Origin of the sequence: Sanguibacter sp. Leaf3, assembly GCF_001425965.1 — a bacterium.
Classification (GTDB): domain Bacteria; phylum Actinomycetota; class Actinomycetes; order Actinomycetales; family Cellulomonadaceae; genus Sanguibacter; species Sanguibacter inulinus.
Genome location: NZ_LMRH01000002.1, coordinates 1,109,519 through 1,126,237, shown reverse-complemented (window position 1 = coordinate 1,126,237; position 16,719 = coordinate 1,109,519). Strand labels below are relative to the sequence as shown.

Genomic DNA, 16,719 nt, shown 5'->3' with positions numbered 1-16,719 from the left:
GCACCATGACATCACCCAGCTTTATCACCCCTCCCGGCACGACCGCGAGCGAAGGCAGCCCCGCGGTCTACCTCCGGCGGTCGTTCGCCCTCGACGGCCAGCCGGTCCGGGCCACGTTGCGCATCACGAGCCTCGGGGTGCACGAACCGTGGCTCAACGGGACTCGGGTGGGTGACGAGGTGCTCGCACCGGGGTGGACCTCGTACGCGCACAGGCTCGCGGTGAGCGAGCACGACGTGAGCGACCTGGTGCACGAGGGGGAGAACGTGCTCGGCGCGGTCGTCGGTGAGGGCTGGGCCGCCGGACGTCTGGGCTGGGAGTCGCGCCGGAACCTGTGGACCGACCGGCTCGCGCTGTGGCTCGAGCTGGTCGTCGAGCACACCGACGGCACGACGGAGACGATCGTCTCGGACGGGCAGTTCCGCGCCAGCACGGGCGGCACGCGCGAGAGCAGCATCTACGACGGCGAAGTCTACGACGCCCGCTTGGAACCCACCGGATGGGACGACGCCGGGTTCGACGACTCCGGGTGGACGGCTGTGGAACCGCTCGACTGGCCCGAGGGCTCGCTCGTCCGCACGGGCGCAGAGCCGATCCGCCGTGTCGAGACTCTCGCCCCCGTGAGCATCTCCGTCCGCGACGACGGACGGGTCGTCGTCGACTTCGGGCAGCTCATCACCGGATGGGTCCGCCTCACCGTCGACGGCGACGAGGGGACGACCGTGACGCTCCGGCACGCCGAGACCCTCATCGACAGGGAGTTCGACGTGCGCACGCTGCGGACCGCCCGCGCGACCGACCGGTACACGCTCGCCGGAGGAGGCTCTCAGACCTGGGAGCCCAGGTTCACCTTCCACGGGTTCCGCTACCTCGAGCTCACCGGCTACCCAGGCGAGGTGACACCCGAGGACGTCCAGGCTGTCGTCGTGCACAGCGACATGGTCCGAACAGGCGGCTTCGAGAGCTCGCACGAGCTCGTGAACCGTCTCCACGACAACGTCGTGTGGGGGATGAGGGGCAACTTCGTCGGCGTGCCCACCGACTGCCCCCAGCGCGACGAGCGCCTGGGGTGGACCGGGGACCTCAACGCCTTCACCCCGACCGCAGCTTTCCTCTACGACGTGCGCGGCGTGCTCGGATCCTGGCTCGCGGACCTCGCTGCTGAGCAGGAAGAGGCCGGAGACGTCCCCTGGATCGTGCCGAACGTCGTAGCCACCCCCAGCCCGCCCACCGCGCTCTGGAGCGACGCCGCCGTGAGCATCCCCTGGGCGCTCTACCAGCAGTACGGCGACGTCGACATCCTCACCCGCGCCTACCCGTCGATGACCACCTTCGTCCGACGTGTCGAGGCGCTCCTCGACGAGACCGGCCTGTGGAGCTCGGGCTTCCAGTACGGAGACTGGCTCGACCCGGACGCACCGGCCGACAACGCTGCGGCAGGCAAGACAGATCGCTACCTCGTGGCCACCGCGTACTTCGCGAAGGTCGCCCGCGAGATGGCTCAGACCTCAGGGGTGCTCGGCCACGACGAGGACGCCACAGCCTTCGCCGCCCTCGCCGAGCGCGTGCGCCGTGCCTTCAACGACGAGTACGTGACCGCGAACGGCCGGGTAGCCTCCGAGTCCGCCACGGCCTACGCGCTCGCGATCGTCTTCGACCTGGTCGACGACCGCCAGCGCCAGCACGCCGGTGACCGGCTGGCCGCCGTGGTGGCGAGATCGGGCTACACGATCTCCACAGGGTTCGCCGGGACCCCGCTCGTCACCGACGCCCTGTCCTCGACCGGGCACCTCGACGAGGCGTACCTGCTCCTGGAGCAGACCGACTGTCCGTCCTTCCTCTACCCGGTCACCCAGGGCGCCACGACGGTCTGGGAGCGCTGGGACGCGATCCGACCCGACGGCAGCCTCAACGACTCCGGGATGACCTCGCTCAACCACTATGCCCTCGGAGCCGTCGCCGACTGGCTGCACCGGGTCGTCGGTGGCCTCGCCTCCCTCGAGCCCGGCTACCGGCGCCTCCTCGTCGCACCGCAGCCCGGCGGTTCCCTCACCCGTGCTCGGGTGTGGAACGACACGGTCCGAGGCCGCGCCGAGGTCGCCTGGCAGATCACCGACGGCTCGATGCGGCTCGACGTCGTCGTCCCGTCCGGGGCGACCGCCGAGGTCCGTCTGCCGCTGCACCCCGAGGGTGCGGTCGTCGAGGTCGGCGACGGCTCTCACACCTGGACCTACGACCTCCCGGCAGCCGACTCGACCGTGGTCGACATGGACACCCCGATCGCCGTCCTGGCAGCGGACCCCGGTCTCTGGAGCCGGCTCGACGCCGTCTTCCAGGACAAGCTGCCCGGCGTACCGATCGTCCCCAGCGGGCCAGAGGCCCACTCCATCAGCCTCTCCCTGCTGCTCGGCTTCATCCCCGGAGTTCCCGACGGCCTCCAGGAGGCCCTCGAGTCAGCGCTCACCGCGCACCGCGCAGGCTCACCCACCCCTACCACCGCAGGAGCTGCACGATGACAAGCCTCGATCACGCCACCCTCGAGGAGAAGGTCGCCCTGCTCTCGGGTGCGTCCTTCTGGAGGACCCACCCGCTGCCGGAGCACGGAATCCCGGCGATCGTCCTCTCCGACGGGCCCCATGGCGTCCGCTTCCAGCCTGCCGAGGCCGACCACCTCGGCCTTGCCGGCAGCCTCCCCGCCACCTGCTTCCCGCTGGCTGCGGCGGTGGGGACAAGCTGGGACCCTGAGATCGCCGCCGCGGTCGGCGCCGGGATCGGCCGGGACGCGCGGGTCCTGGGTGTCGACATCGTGCTCGGACCGGGGATCAACATCAAGCGGTCGCCGTTGTGCGGGCGCAACTTCGAGTACTACTCCGAAGACCCGCTGCTCTCCGGCGTCCTCGGCGTGGCGCACGTCACCGGACTCCAGGCCACCGGGGTCGGTGCGTCCGTCAAGCACTTCGCGGCCAACAACCAGGAGACCGAGCGCATGCGGGTCAGCGCCGACGTCGACGAGCGGACGCTGCGCGAGATCTACCTGCCCGCCTTCGAGCGCGTGGTCACCGAGGCAGCCCCGGCCACGGTCATGTGCTCCTACAACAAGATCAACGGCGTGTATGCCTCCCAGAACCGCTGGCTGCTCACCGAGGTGCTGCGCGAGCAGTGGGGATTCCAGGGAGCCGTCGTCTCAGACTGGGGCGCGGTGAGCGACAGGGTCGCCGCGCTCGAGGCAGGGATGGACCTCGAGATGCCCGGGAACGGTGGCACCACGAACGCCGAGGTCCTCGACGCGGTCCGTTCGGGGCGCATCGACGAAGAGCTCGTCACCCGTAGCGCCGAGCGTGTCGGAGCGCTGACGAGACGGCACGCGACTCCCACCGGGGAGATCGACGTCGACGCCCAGCACGACCTGGCGCGCAGGCTCGGCGCCGACAGCATCGTGCTTCTCAAGAACGACGGAGTGCTCCCGCTCAGCTCTGGGCAGACTGTCGCCGTCGTAGGCCCCTTCGCGGAGGAGCTGCGCTTCCAGGGCGGCGGAAGCTCCAACATCAACCCCACCACGGTCACCCATCCGCTCGACGCGATCCGGGAGAGTGCCGCGACGATCGGCGCGACGGTGACGTTCGCCCGTGGGTGCGAGAAGGAAGCCGGTGGAGACAGCACCGGCTCCTTCGACGAGGCGGTCTCGACGGCAGCCTCTGCTGATGTCGCCGTGGTCTTCGTCGGCCTGACCGACGGCGAAGAGTCCGAAGGCTTCGACCGCGAGGTCCTGAGCATTTCCGACCACCAGGCCGATCTGGTCCGGGCGGTGGCAGGCGCGGCACCTCGGACCGTCGTGGTGCTCTCCCACGGTGGCCTCGTCACACTCGAAGGGTGGCACGACGACGTCGACGCGATCCTCGACGGTTTCCTGCTCGGCCAGGCCGGTGGAGGCGCACTGGCGGACGTCCTGTTCGGGGCCGTCAACCCCTCGGGGCGCCTCGCCGAGACCATCCCGTTGCGCCTCGAGGACACGCCCTCGTTCCTGTCGTTCCCGGGTGAGCAGCAGCACGTGCGCTACGGCGAGGGGGTCATGGTCGGCTATCGCTACTACGCGACCGTAGGTCGCGCGGTGCGCTACCCCTTCGGGCACGGGCTCAGCTACACCTCCTTCGAGAGCAGCGACCTGACGGTCGACGTCACCGGGCATGACACGGCTACCGCCTCCATCACCGTCACGAACACGGGTGATCGGGCCGGCAAGCACGTCGTGCAGCTCTACGTCGCCACGACCGCAGGCCCGGTCCGTCGACCCGTGCGCGAGCTCCGTGCCTTCACGAAGGTCACGCTCGACCCCGGCGAGTCACGACGGGTGGAGCTGCCTCTCGGCCGTCGTGCCTTCGCCTACTACGACGTCGAGCTGGCCGACTGGGTCGTCGCCCCAGGTGACTACACCGTCCAGATCGGGACCGACGCGCACACCATTGTCCTCGAGCAGACGGTCGAGCTGGCCGGGCAGTCGCTCGTCGGACCGCTGACGCTCGAGTCGACCGTCGGCGAGTGGTTCGGGCACGACGTCGTCGGACCTCTCCTCGTGCAGGGCATGGCGGCCTCGATGACGCCTGAGCAGCAGGCCCAGGCGACCGAGAACCCCGACGCGATGAAGATGGTCGAGTCGATGCCCTTCGGTCAGTTCGTCGCCTTCACCCAGCTCCCGGTGGAACCACGGGCACTCGAGCAGCTGATGTCCCTCAGCCGTGGTGAGGAGCACGCACATGTCTGAGAAGCGGACCGTCTTCCTCACCGGAGCGAGCGGTGCCTGGGGTCGACACGTCCTCGCCCAGCTGCGTGACACCGACCTCGACGTGGTCGCGCTCGTCCTGCCGACACCAGCCGACCTCGCTGTCATCGAGGAGCTGCGTTGGCTGAGGCTGACAGTCGTCGAAGGAGACCTCACCGACTACGACACCGTGGCCCGGTGCGTGAGTGTCGCAGACGTGGTGCTCCACGTCGGCGCTGTGGTGTCCCCGACCGCCGACGCCCACCCCGAGCTCGCCCGGAAAGTCAACGTCGGGTCGATGCGCAACATCGTCCGTGCTGTCTCGGCGTTGCCTGACCCGGGAGCAGTCAGTGTCGTGGGCATCGGTTCGGTCGCTGAGACCGGGAACCGCAACCAACCGGTGCACTGGGGCAGGGTGGGCGACCCGATCCGGGTCTCGCACTTCGACGAGTACGGCCAGACGAAGGTCGAGGCCGAACGGATCCTCGTCGAGAGCGGTCTGCCGCGGTGGACCTGGCTGCGCCAGACGGGCATCTTCCACCCGGGGATGCTCCAGATCCGCGACCCGATCATGACGCACTCGCCCTTCCACGGGGTGATGGAGTGGGTCACGGCGCAGGACGCCGCCAGGCTCCTCGTCGGCCTGTGCGACCCGGCCGCGCCCCAGGACGTCTGGGGTGCTATCTGGAACATCGGCGGTGGCCAGGAGTGGCGGCTCACCAACTGGCAGCTGCAGACGGCCGTCTCCGGGGCCCTGGGCGTCAAGGACGTCCGTCGGTGGTACGACCGCAGCTGGTTCGCGACGCAGAACTTCCACGGCCAGTGGTACAGCGACTCCGACGCGCTCGACGCTCTGGTCCCGTTCCGCCGCGACACGTTCAGCGACGCGATGGCACGAGCCAGGGCAGCCCAGCCGCCGGTCGTCCGCATGGCCGGGAAGGTCCCGGCGTGGATCGTCAAGAAGCTCGTCATGGAGCCGATCTCTCGACAGCCGCGAGGCACGATGTCCTACGTGCGCAGCAACGACACCGAGGGAGTTGATGCGTTCTTCGGCTCGCGTCTGCAGTGGGAGTCCATCGGAGACTGGTCGACCTTCGTCCCGCCGTCGCCGAGCCGCACCCCGACTCTGCTCGACCACGGGTACGACGAGACGAAGGACGTCGCGGAGTGGACGCGCGACGATCTCGCTCAGGCCGCCGACTTCCGTGGGGGAGCGTTCCTCGGAACCGTGGGGACTGGAGGGCCGACCTTCCTCGACCCTGCCACCTGGCGGTGCGCGGAAGGTCACGGCTTCGCCGTGAGCCCGTTCCTCGTCCTCAAAGGTGGCCACTGGTGCCCGCTGTGCGTCCGCGACACCGCTGGATACCTTCGCCAGGCCGAGCACAATCCGTTCCTCGCGCAGGTCGAGCTGGCGCAGCTCGACGGACGTCTCGCTGCGGCACGCTGAGCTGGACGAGCTAGCCGCCGACGTCCCGCAGGAGCTCCGCGCCACGAGCGACCACCGACCGTGGCGCGGAGCTCGGCCCTCAGCCGGACCACCTGCGACGATCCTGGAGTGCCATGCAGACCACAGTCGCAGAACGCGCGATCGACGAGTACGTGCCCGACGGGGAGCCCGAGGTCTTCGGTGATCGTGTCTGCAGCGGGTCGGACACCGCTGCCACGTGGGGCAGGACTCCGGCTTCCTGGACGAGGCGCTCGACGGTGGCAGGTCCGTCTCCGGTGGTGATGCCGTCGGCGGACTGGACGACCAGCTGCAGCGACGACGTCGCGGGAGCGCCAGCCCTCGCGGCGAAGGTGTCCTCGACGATAGAAAGTGCCGTGCTCGACTCCTGGCCGGGGATATCGAAGCCCGCGTCGGAGGACTTCATCCCCGTGAGGGTGACGACCCCCACCACGAGCAGGTCGAGCGGCCAGGCGATGAAGAGCGCGAGACGGTGTCGAGCACTGAACGTGCCCAGATGGTAGAGCCACCGAGGCAAGAATGTCCTCCCGCGGATGTTCGAGGTGAGCGCTCTGCCTGAGCGCGACCTCCGTCAACTCTGTGCGGTAGCGGTCGACGTGTCGTGGTCCGGCTGGACTCGGGGACGTACTCCGTCCGGAGTACTTGCCGATCGGCTAGGACTTTCTTCCCGGCCGCCGGTCCTGCGGCAGGCCTAGCGTGGAGACATCACCTTCACCGACCACACGACGGGACCGACATGACCAGCACGCTCGTCCTCGGAGGCACCGGCCTCCTGGGCTACCACACCACGCTCGAGCTGCTGCGTCGGGGCTACGACGTGACGACGGTCTCCCTGCCTGCCGCCGACGTCGCGCACATCCCCGACGAGGTCGAGACGCTCTACGGCGACATCATGACGATGACCGACGACGAGGTGCTCTCGCTCCTTGCGGGCAAGCACGCTTTCTTCTACGCGATCGGGGCCGACGAGCGCACGACACCCCAGGCTCCGGCCGCCCGGTTCTTCTACGAGGCGAACGTCGTCCCGACGCAGCGGCTCGCGCGCCTGGCTCGCCAGGCTGGGGTCAAGAAGTTTGTGCTCTACGGTTCGTACACCGCCGAGTGGGGAGAGCAGTGGGCCGACCTCGGGTTCCGGTCGCGCAACGGCTACCCGCGGACGCGCCTGGCCCAGGAGGAGGTCGCCTACCTCGAGGGTGACGGTGCCATGGACGTCATGGTGCTGCGCCTGCCCTACATCTTCGGGATCGTCCCGGGCCAGCGACCGCTGTGGCAGAGCTTCCTCGACATCGTCGAGTCCCAGCCGGGCCAGGTCGCGGTCCTGGGCGGGTCGACCTCGTCCGTGACCGTCCGTCAGGTGGCCCAGGGTGCGGTCGGTGCGATGGAGCGCGGGGAGCATGGCGGACGCTATGCGATCAACGCGCACGACCTCAGCTATGTCGAGCTCTTCGGTCTGTGCTGCGAGGCCCTCGGTCGCGACCCGGGTGAGGTCGTCGTCGTCCCGCTCGAGGCAGTCGCCGCCACGTACGCCGAAGGTGACGCCCAGTGCCAGGCAGCCGGGCTCGAGCACGGCGTCCACCTCGTCGACACCGCAGCCTTCCAAGACCGTGACGCGACCAGCCCGCGCACGGTCGGAGACGTCCTGGGGATCGAGGAAGACGATGTGGTCGCGGCGATCCGCGAGAGCCTGGACTGGTGCGTGGCGAACCCTCGTGAGGTCCCGGTCCCCGCTTAGCCGGTGGCACCCTGACGACGAGAGGCCCTGGTACCGCGCGAGCTGCGCAGCACCAGGGCCTCTGGTCTTCGAGGGCCTGGTCAGGCCGGGACGGGGGCCCCGGCGAGCTGCTCGGCGACGACGTATCCGGCGACGAGGCCCTGCCCGATCGTGGCGCCAGCTCCGGGGTACCGGCGGCCGAAGGCGTTGGCCGCGGTGTTCCCGATCGCGTAGAGGCCCGGGATCGTGGAGCCGTCCTCACGCAGGACCCGTGCCGAGGCGTCGACCGTCAGGCCGCCGCAGGTCCCGAGGTCGGACAGGACCACCTTGACCGCGTACAGCGGTCCGGTCAGCGGGCGCAGGTTGGGGTTGGGGGTGACGGTCGGGTCTCCGTAGTAGCGGTCGTAGGCGCTGCGGCCGCGGTCGAAGTCGGAGTCGTTGCCCCCTGCGGCCATCCGGTTGAAGCGTCCGAGACCGTCGGCGAAGTCGTCGACCGGCACACCCATGGCCTGGGCGAGCGAGGCAGGGTCGTCGGCCCGGACCGCGACGCCCGCGTCGTACCAGGCGCGGGGCAGGGGCATGGTCGGGAAGACCGTCCCGGCGAGAAGGTAGCGGTTGCGGTAGGCCTGGTCGAAGACGAGCCACATCTCCTCGACCGGGTCGCCGTCCGCGTCACGACGCAGCACCTCTTGGCCGAAGGACATGTAGTCCTCGGCCTCGTTGATGAAACGACGGCCGGTCTGGTCGACCATGAGGGACCCGGGCAGGGACCTCTCGGCGAGCAGCACCTGGGGGGTGCCGCCCGGCACGGGGGCGACGGCCGGGAACCACCACGACTCGGCCATGAGCGCCGTCCCGGCCCCGAGCCTCTCGCCGGCGACGATCCCGTCTCCGGTGTTGCCCTCGGCTCCCAGGCTCGCGTGCTGTCCGAGGCTCGCCAGCTGGTGCTCGTGCCGCATCGTCATGTCGTGGTCGAAGCCTCCCGCTGCCAGCACGACGCCTCGCCGTGCGGTGACGGTCACGGTCCGCCCGTCCTGCTCCAGGACGGCGCCGGTGACTCGGTCGCCGTCGGTGACGAGCTCCACGAGGCTCGTGCGTGTCCAGACCGGCACCCCGGCGTCGATCAGCCCTCCGAACATGCCGGCCGCCAGTGCCTGGCCGCCGGCGAGATACCGGCGCCCGAGCACGAGCCCGCCGACACCCTGGACCGCGCGCTTGAAGATCTTGGGCCACGCCTTCGTCGGGACGCGGGTCATGAGGTTCATCCACTTGTAGTCCGCACCGGTCACCGGCATGGGGATCGGTGCGTCGAGCACCCCTGGTCGTAGGCGACCACGCTCATCACCGAGCGTCGCGGCGTCGTAGGGCTTGCACTCGCACGTGCGGCCGAGAGCAGAGCCGCCGGGGTTCTCCGGGTGGTAGTCGGAGTAGCCGCGGGCCCAGAAGAACTCCATGGTCGTCGTGCGAGAGAGCATCTCGACGGCCTGCGGCCCGGACTCCAGGAACGCCTCCCAGCGCGCAGGGTCGATGTCGGGGCCGACAACGGCCTCCAGGTACTCGTGGTCTGAGGCCTCGGTGTCGCGAGCGCCTCCACGACGCAGCACGTCGTTCCCCGGGATCCAGAAGGCCCCGCCGGAGCGTGCCGTCGAGCCTCCGACGTACTCCGTCTTCTCCACCACGAGCGCGCTGAGCCCGCGATCGGCTGCGGCCAGCGCAGCCGCCATCCCAGTGCCAGAACCGATCACGAGCACGTCGACCGTGCTGTCGGCCGCTCGAGGGCCTGCGGGGGGTGCGGTGGTGCTCATCGGGGGTCTCCTCGTCATCGGGGGCGCTGGCCGTACGGCCGCGGTCTCCTCATCCTGGCCTCGTCCTAGCCGAACGGCAAGTAATGTGTCGGTAGGTCCTGGCGGGTACCGTGGGGGCACGCCCAGACGAGTCAGGAGCCACGCCATGCCCCGAGGGGACGCACCCCCCGAACGTGTCCGTGACGTCGCGCTGTCGCTCTTCCACGAGCACGGCGTGGCCGGGACCTCGCTCCAGATGATCGCGGACGGCCTCGGGGTGGCCAAGGCCGCGGTCTACTACCGCTACAGGACCAAGGACGACATCGTCCGCGCTGTCCTGGCCCCTGCCTTCGAGGGTTTCGACCGTCTGCTAGACCGCGCCGACGAGCAGGACGACATCGACCGCGTGGCCTTCGTCGTCGACGGTCTCGCCCGCCAGGCCGTCGAAAATCGCGAGCTCTACGCCGTCGTCCTCCGAGACGTGACCGCGGCGCAGCTCCAGCGGGAGGACGGTCCGCAGGCGGACACCTTCCGCAGGTTGCGCGACGTCCTCCGTGGGTCCGAGCCGACACCATCCGCGAGCGTGCGCGTCGGCATCTTCCTCTCCGGACTCATGGGCCCCGCGATGGACCCCGACACAGCCACCCTCACCGACACCGAGCTCGAAGGCGCGATCGCCGGAGCTGGCCGGGCGCTTCTCGGACTGCCCTCGTGGAACGGGTGGCCTCCTGCCACTTCAGGCATCACGCGTCGTCCTTCGCTGAGTAAGCACTGACCTGACGCATGCGGGCCGCCTGGACTAGGCGACGCAGAGCTGGGTCATGGCCGTCTCGTACAGGAACTGCGGGAGCGTCAGACCTCGCTGCGCCGCGAGCTCGGCGAGGTGACGGGCGTCGCTCGGGTCGAGCTGGACCAGTGCTGTGACCGGGCCGGTGGCGTCCTCACACCTGCGGTCAGCGTTCCTGCTGGCGAGGTGCGACCTCGGACCTTCGATTCCCCTGCGAACTGACTGCATGGCATCACGGTACACATCCCAGATCCCAGGTTCAGGGACCATGTGCCCGTCCTGCTCGGGCGTTGCCAGACCGTTGAAACCCAGCCCTAGGCGATGCCCTTGACTCTTGTGGCCGACCCCTCGGCCTCGACGGTCTGCAGGATCCCGACATCGATCCAAGAGCGGATGACAGCGCGGGGGACCCGAAGCAGATGCGCGGCATCCGAGACGCTCAGGGCTCCAGAGGCAGGGACGACTCGGTGACCCACCTCGGTCATGAGCTGGTCGAGCTGAGCCTCGCTCGTCGCAGCCCTGAGCGCCTCCGCGAGGTTGGGTGCCGGCTCTGCCTTCAGGTCTCGGACCTGCTGGTCCTCTCCGAGCGTGCGCCACAACGCCTGGACCTCTCGGGCAGGCGAGGTCTGCAGGATCTCGTCCCATCTGCCCCCGGCAACTCGAGCGATCTGTGTCGCGTCGAAGAGCCTCGCCCACTGCTCCTGTGCGGTGGCCTTGGCGACCTGCAGGTCGTCGTGAGCACGTGCGGCAGCTCGTGCTTGGTTCTGGACGTCGGCGAGCGCGCTGATCATGAGTTCGTCATTCATGGCGCCTACATGTGCGGCACCGTTGCCGCACATGTGCGAGAGAGAAACCTTGGACCAGCTTTACCGGGTGAAGTAGGGGCAGCGTACTGACATGTGCACTTCTAGCCTGATATTCAACTTCGAGCAGCAAACTCCAGGCTCCCCAGCGCCTATGGCTGCCGGTGAGTCTAACGCGATGCTGCTGGCCTCAGCGGTGAGCATGCAGATGGAGCCCGCTGGGATCGATGGCGACTAAGCAGGTCGGTACGTCATCACAAGGGGAGCCAGAGCAGTGGCGTGGCCAATGGGCGCGGCGTTGGAGTGCAACAGCTGCGTGCCAACGAAGCACGCGCGATCCTCACCTCCACCTGCGGGCAGCGCAACTTCGCTTCGCGGGAGGTCGCCAAGACGATCCTGCGAGCATTGGCCCCGAACCCCTCGCGACGCTGAAAGAACGCCTGCAGGAGCTCCAAGATCGGGAGCTACCCCTGCGTCCACACCACCTGGTTCGTGCCCGCTCTCCAATGTGGCCGAGTGCTGCACGGCCAGGCAGCCGGTAACACCCGTCCCTCGGGAGGCAGGGCCCGCAATGTTGATGAGTGCGCTGGAACCGGCGTTCAGCCGTAGGGCAGTTTCGGTGCGGCTCGGTTTCGGTCGGGGCTTTCGGGGTGGTGGGCCGGAGCTACCGCTAAGTGTGCTTGACGCCAGTTGGAGAGGAAGGGGTGGTATGTATATGCCACAGCGGAAGCCGGTCTGACTTCAGATCTGTCGGAACGAGTCGTGGAAGGGTGCCAGGTTCAACGTCGATGCTGAGCTTGGTCGTCTCGTATTCGAGTGAGGTGGTGCCGGAGTGGAACATGCGGGTGTACAGCTCGCTCAGGTCCCCGATGATGTCGAAGCCCTGCTCGGCGTGGCTCTCTTCGGGCGCCATCGTGAACACCATCTCCCACATCCCGTCGTCAGCATCTTCCAACTTTTCCTCGCACGGCCATCGTGCGTGCTGGAGGAGGAACCAAATGAGCGTGGTCTCGCTCTTGTCGACCATCTGCTCGCCGCCGGCGAACATGCGGACTCCGGTGGTCACGAGGGACAGCTTCCTCGTTCCATCCTCTTCAGGTCCAGCTTCAACATCGCCTACACCATCCTCGCCCGTTACCTCCTGCATCGTCAGGCGGAACTCCAGCGGAGGCGTCAGCCCGAGCATGCGGTCGTTGAGCAATGAGCTCATGTGGTTACGCTTGAAGGCGGTCTCGAGGTTGATCTCGAAGTGGTGACCTACCTGGCTGTAGTCGTCGATCGGCACCAACGTCCACATGCTCATCGCGACCCAGTGGACCGCGATGTACAGCGGGCAATCGTTCAGCTCGGCGTAGCGAAGCAGCCGGGCGACCTCCGTCATGCGCAGCTTGGATACCCTCGGGCGGCTGTCGTTCTCGGCTTTGACCTCGACGAGGATATTCTTGTCCGACAGGAGCGTCAGCCGCCAGTCCGGGAGCTTCACCTCGTCCTCGTAGAACAGGGTGCCGGCGTCCTCCTGCTTCACCAATTTGCATCCTCCCAGGTCTGCGGCGATGAGACCGAAGAGCTGGTCGCTGACCCATCCCCGGATGCGTGGCGGCGATTCCAGGGAGTCACGGAGGCCCGCCTCAAATTGGGCGACCGTTGCCTCGACCCGAGCGGGGTCAGACACCCGCCGCTGCTCGCCAGGGGTGGGAACATCGACCGCAGCATGGAAGTTGAGAGTTTCGATCTGTTCGGGTCGCCTGGGAAGTCGCTTCACTCAACCGAGGGTAACGGCATCACGGTGGTCTTACCGGGGTGCAGGACGCCACCTATCCGAGGCCTGTGGATCACCGATCCAGTGTTGACCTCGCGCGTCGGAGGTAGTCGGATCGCCACACTGTCGCCACCGGAGGCGGTGGGCGATGGCCACCGGCGGCCGCCTCTCGATGAGCTTGCAGCAGGCTGTGGGGTGTCACCGAGATTCGTCGCGCCGTCGTGCGGGGCGCAGGGTCGTCCGTCATTACGGTGAGGATGGTGCGTGTTTCGAAGCCGTCCCGTGCGCATCGCCGCCGTCTGGTCAAAGCGCACAGGCCTCCTAGGTTGTCGCTTCGAGGCGTCTTGGCGGCTGGTCATCGTGACTTCCGATCGGGATGTGCCTGTCGAGAGAGGCGTGTTCGAGACCGACCGCGTAGTGCTTGCCCGGTTGGGCGCACCAAGCAGCAGGACGCTCGCCCAGCCCTCAGACTTGCGGGCGGGCATGTGCAACGATCTCGACATGCGACTCGAAGCGAGTGAGGTCCCTGATGATGTGTGGTCATGGCTCAACGCCAACGGGGGAGCGGTCTCGACGATCGCCACCGTCATCACGGCGCTGGTAGCGATCGGCGCCCTCTACGCCGCCGCACGCGACAGCCGCGAACGATCACGTCCCTACCTGGCGGCCGAGCTCGTTCCCGCACGGAACAGCGGATCCTCGGTCGCGTTCCGCATCGTCAACTACGGGACCACGTCAGCTCGCGACATCTCGGTGACCTTCGATCCGCCCATCACGGCAACGGCTGATGACAACCCGGCGAGCAATATCCGCCTGCGCTACGAGCGTCCGGTGGCTCACCTCAGCCCAGGACAGTCCCTCGGCAACGTCTGGCAGACCTTCGCCGCCAACGGCAAGACCAGTACCGTTCCGGACGAATGCGCAGTCACGCTTACATACCGAGGCGCGCATCGACGAACCTTCGTCGACACGTACCAGCTCAGCCTCCATACCGTCAGCCTCGAGTCCGAGTCGACCGCGTCGAACTCACAACTCGGGGCCGTCCGCCGGATCGCCACGTCGCTGGAGGCTCTGGTCAAGAAGAAATAGTGCAGCTGGAGTTCCAGCGAGCTCGGGATGGGGCCCCGTGCCGCACATGTGCTGACCATGATGGGTAAAGGACACGCCGTCTCAGGCGCAGCAGCATGGATCGCAGTCACTTCCACCGCACCCCTCGCACTCAGTATCGAGCCGCTGCCGGCACAGTCCGTCCTCATCGGCGCGCTCGTGACCGCCGGCGCCGCGCTCCTGCCCGACGTCGACCACCACTCCGGCACCATCGCCCGCTCTGGCGGCATCGTCACCCGCGGGGTCGCCGCCGCAGCGAATCAGCACCGGCCGGCTGACGGGCCCGTCACTCGTCAGATCAGCAGGTTGGTGAAGCGTCCGCCGGGGAGCAGGTTCCCGTCCTCGTCGCGGCCGATCTCGACCTCGGTCGAGCGGATGTCGGTGAGCTCTTCGAGGCAGACGTCGCCTGCGAACTCGTCGTCGGGGTCGCTTCCGTGGCTCTTGAGCGAGCTCATGCCCGGGCGCGGGGGAGTGCGGCTGCTCACCGGCTTCGGCCAGTCCTGCGGCCCGCAGTACGTGAGGTCGCCCACGATGTAGAACGCCGTGGCCTTGTTCTGGTCGTAGCGCACCTGCGCGATGCGTACGCCGACGTCGCCCCACTTCGCGAATGTGCGCACCGCGAAGATCCGTGACGCGGCCGAGCACGGCATCTTCTCGATCTGCGGGGTGCGCGAGAGGTCCGGCTGCCATGTCCCGGACAGGTCATTGGCCCCGCGCCATACAGTCATCTCGTCCAGCTGCCAGAGGTTGACCTTGTAAGTCACCCCGCCGATGACCGCGAATGCGCCGTCTCTGACAACACTCCTGCTCTTGGTCATGCACCGACCCTAGGCGGGCTGTGCCGCGCCGTCAGCAACCTCGCCGACGCTCGCACATCTACTCAGCATGAGCAACCACGAACCACGGCGCGTCAAGGCCGGAGCGCCTCAGGGCGCCGGCGGGCAGTTCGCTCCCGACCGGCGCGCCGAGGCGAACCTCGCTCTGGATTCCGGCCTGACGCCCGAAGCCGACCTTGCCCCCACCCAGGCGGCCCGCGAGGACGCCCCGGAGCGCTACCGCAACGCGGGTACGGATGAGTAGAGGGGCGAACTCTCTGACGGCATCGAGGAGCCCGCTCTGCGTGTCCTCGCCCTCGACGTGCGCGAGCCGTACCCGACTGCCAGCCGCGGGGTGCTCGTCGGCTCCGACCACGGCGAGTTCATGCACCTCGCAGGCGTGCTCGACGCTCACGGTGAGCGCCTCGACTACCCGGCAAACGAGTGGGGCGTGGCGGACAACTACACCGCGGCAGCTGATCTGCTGACCGGCTATGACGTCTGGACCACGCACGCCGTCGAAGTCGGTCCGGGAGCCGGAGAGAACCAGTGCGCCATCGGCATCGACACCACCCTGGCGGGAGTGGTCAATCTCGAGGCGCAGCAGACGCCGGCTGGCGAGCTATGATCCAGATCCGTCAGGAGACGCGAGAGACTTCGAGATGATGTGCCCCGGGTGGGATTCGAACCCACACTGGATCGGGTTTGAGCCGAACGCCTCTGCCGGTTGGGCTACCGGGGCCTGGTGCTTGCTGGCAGTGCCCGACTATGAAACCACAGACAGGGGTCGGTGCGGGCATCCGGTGCGGGTACCTGTGGGCCCGCGCCGACCTCTCGAGGTGGACCAGCCCCGACGACCCAGAGCAGGGGAGCGGTGCAGGGCCCGAACCCGACCGGACGGTAGGTGTGGCACAGACGACGTGCGCAGATGCTCACCGCCCAGGTCCCGACCGACTAGGATGAACCCGTGACGGACAACGAAGAGAAGAAGAGCATGCTGCCTCTGGACCTCCCGCCTCTCCTGGAGCCGGTCGAGACCCCCGAGGAAGAGCCCGCAGCACCCCCGGCGCGCAAGGTGCGCCGTGCCGTCGTCGCCGAGGACGAGGCCCTCATCCGCATGGACGTCGTCGAGACGCTCCGCGAGGCTGGCTTCGACGTCGTCGGCGAGGCCGGCGACGGTGAGACCGCCGTGAGGCTGGCCCTCGAGCTCAAGCCCGACGTCGTCGTGATGGACGTCAAGATGCCCGAGCTCGACGGCATCTCGGCAGCCGAGCGCATCGGCAAGGCGCACGTCGCGCCCGTCGTCCTGCTCACGGCGTTCTCGCAGACCGAGCTGGTCGAGCGTGCCCGCGACGCCGGGGCGATGGCCTACGTCGTCAAGCCCTTCAGCCCCGCAGACCTGCTGCCGGCTGTCGAGATCGCGATCTCGCGCTACTCGCAGATCAGCGCCCTCGAGGCTGAGGTCGCCGACCTCGCCGAGCGCTTCGAGACCCGCAAGCGCGTCGACCGCGCCAAGGGTCTGCTCATGTCGAAGATGGGCCTGAGCGAGCCTGAGTCCTTCCGCTGGATCCAGAAGACGTCGATGGACCGTCGCCTCACCATGCGTGAGGTCGCCGACGCCGTCATCGACCAGGTCGGCGACAACTGATCTGATCTCACACTGCTCGCTGTTGACCCGCACGGGTCAGCAGGGGCACGCTAGGTCGAAGCGTCCACCCCCTCTCGAGGAGCC

15 protein-coding genes, 1 tRNA gene and 1 pseudogene are annotated in these 16,719 nt (G+C 68.3%); 10 read left to right on the top strand and 7 right to left on the bottom strand.

Annotation, left to right across the window (positions count from 1 at the left end; all coding sequences use genetic code 11):
- The first annotated feature begins 5 nt into the window (after positions 1 to 5).
- From ASG53_RS12400 to ASG53_RS12390, 3 genes are read left to right on the top strand one after another with little or no spacing between them, the layout of a single operon-like run.
- On the top strand, positions 6 to 2,516 hold the full coding sequence (locus ASG53_RS12400) for an alpha-L-rhamnosidase (protein WP_056133385.1): 2,511 nt from the start codon (positions 6 to 8) through the stop codon (positions 2,514 to 2,516).
- Positions 2,513 to 4,759: a glycoside hydrolase family 3 C-terminal domain-containing protein gene (locus tag ASG53_RS12395; RefSeq protein WP_056133382.1), complete on the top strand. Its 2,247-nt coding sequence runs from the start codon at positions 2,513 to 2,515 to the stop codon at positions 4,757 to 4,759. Before ASG53_RS12400 ends, ASG53_RS12395 begins: the two co-directional genes overlap by 4 nt.
- Entirely contained in the window at positions 4,752 to 6,203 is a 1,452-nt protein-coding gene (locus ASG53_RS12390; RefSeq protein WP_156382779.1) for an NAD-dependent epimerase/dehydratase family protein, read from the top strand. The genes ASG53_RS12395 and ASG53_RS12390 overlap by 8 nt, the downstream gene beginning before the upstream one ends.
- A 79-nt stretch (positions 6,204 to 6,282) precedes the next feature.
- Here ASG53_RS12390 and ASG53_RS12385 read toward each other — a convergent pair whose 3' ends face one another.
- Positions 6,283 to 6,738, bottom strand: coding sequence for a hypothetical protein (locus ASG53_RS12385; RefSeq protein ID WP_056133379.1), 456 nt, complete (start codon positions 6,736 to 6,738; stop codon positions 6,283 to 6,285).
- 219 nt (positions 6,739 to 6,957) lie between these two features.
- Here ASG53_RS12385 and ASG53_RS12380 point away from each other — a divergent pair, with 219 nt between their 5' ends.
- Positions 6,958 to 7,953, top strand: coding sequence for an NAD-dependent epimerase/dehydratase family protein (locus ASG53_RS12380; RefSeq protein ID WP_056133375.1), 996 nt, complete (start codon positions 6,958 to 6,960; stop codon positions 7,951 to 7,953).
- A gap of 80 nt (positions 7,954 to 8,033) precedes the next feature.
- Here ASG53_RS12380 and ASG53_RS12375 read toward each other — a convergent pair whose 3' ends face one another.
- A complete protein-coding gene (locus ASG53_RS12375; protein ID WP_056133372.1) occupies positions 8,034 to 9,737 on the bottom strand; it encodes a 3-ketosteroid-delta-1-dehydrogenase in 1,704 nt (567 codons plus the stop codon).
- A gap of 145 nt (positions 9,738 to 9,882) precedes the next feature.
- Between ASG53_RS12375 and ASG53_RS12370 the strand changes: the two genes are divergently transcribed.
- Positions 9,883 to 10,491 carry a TetR/AcrR family transcriptional regulator gene (locus ASG53_RS12370; RefSeq protein WP_056133370.1) on the top strand — a complete coding sequence of 203 codons (609 nt, stop codon included), beginning with the start codon at positions 9,883 to 9,885 and terminating at the stop codon, positions 10,489 to 10,491.
- Between the two features lie 24 nt (positions 10,492 to 10,515).
- Here ASG53_RS12370 and ASG53_RS12365 read toward each other — a convergent pair whose 3' ends face one another.
- The 3 genes from ASG53_RS12365 to ASG53_RS12355 form a co-directional block, all read right to left on the bottom strand.
- Positions 10,516 to 10,731: a hypothetical protein gene (locus ASG53_RS12365; protein ID WP_156382778.1), complete on the bottom strand. Its 216-nt coding sequence runs from the start codon at positions 10,729 to 10,731 to the stop codon at positions 10,516 to 10,518.
- A gap of 86 nt (positions 10,732 to 10,817) precedes the next feature.
- A complete protein-coding gene (locus ASG53_RS12360; RefSeq protein ID WP_156382777.1) occupies positions 10,818 to 11,309 on the bottom strand; it encodes a hypothetical protein in 492 nt (163 codons plus the stop codon).
- Positions 11,310 to 11,976: 667 nt separating this feature from the next.
- A complete protein-coding gene (locus ASG53_RS12355) occupies positions 11,977 to 13,068 on the bottom strand; it encodes a hypothetical protein (protein WP_156382776.1) in 1,092 nt (363 codons plus the stop codon).
- A 393-nt stretch (positions 13,069 to 13,461) separates the two neighbouring features.
- Here ASG53_RS12355 and ASG53_RS12350 point away from each other — a divergent pair, with 393 nt between their 5' ends.
- A complete protein-coding gene (locus ASG53_RS12350) occupies positions 13,462 to 14,154 on the top strand; it encodes a hypothetical protein (protein WP_056133357.1) in 693 nt (230 codons plus the stop codon).
- A gap of 27 nt (positions 14,155 to 14,181) precedes the next feature.
- Positions 14,182 to 14,430 (top strand): annotated as a pseudogene (locus ASG53_RS20360) (metal-dependent hydrolase); the annotation flags it as partial.
- A 35-nt stretch (positions 14,431 to 14,465) separates the two neighbouring features.
- Here the strand turns inward: ASG53_RS20360 and ASG53_RS20355 are convergent.
- Positions 14,466 to 14,990, bottom strand: a complete 525-nt coding sequence (locus tag ASG53_RS20355) for a hypothetical protein (RefSeq protein ID WP_235533941.1) — start codon at positions 14,988 to 14,990, stop codon at positions 14,466 to 14,468.
- A 67-nt stretch (positions 14,991 to 15,057) separates the two neighbouring features.
- On the opposite strand from ASG53_RS20355, the gene ASG53_RS19880 reads away from it, so the two are divergent.
- Together ASG53_RS19880 and ASG53_RS12335 are read left to right on the top strand one after the other, a co-directional pair.
- On the top strand, positions 15,058 to 15,252 hold the full coding sequence (locus ASG53_RS19880) for a hypothetical protein (protein ID WP_156382775.1): 195 nt from the start codon (positions 15,058 to 15,060) through the stop codon (positions 15,250 to 15,252).
- Positions 15,253 to 15,309: 57 nt separating this feature from the next.
- Positions 15,310 to 15,615 carry a hypothetical protein gene (locus ASG53_RS12335; protein WP_156382774.1) on the top strand — a complete coding sequence of 102 codons (306 nt, stop codon included), beginning with the start codon at positions 15,310 to 15,312 and terminating at the stop codon, positions 15,613 to 15,615.
- Between the two features lie 40 nt (positions 15,616 to 15,655).
- Here ASG53_RS12335 and ASG53_RS12330 read toward each other — a convergent pair.
- A tRNA-Leu gene (locus ASG53_RS12330) sits at positions 15,656 to 15,729 on the bottom strand.
- Between the two features lie 252 nt (positions 15,730 to 15,981).
- Here ASG53_RS12330 and ASG53_RS12325 point away from each other — a divergent pair.
- Positions 15,982 to 16,635, top strand: coding sequence for an ANTAR domain-containing response regulator (locus ASG53_RS12325; protein ID WP_042439004.1), 654 nt, complete (start codon positions 15,982 to 15,984; stop codon positions 16,633 to 16,635).
- Positions 16,636 to 16,719: the final 84 nt, after the last annotated feature.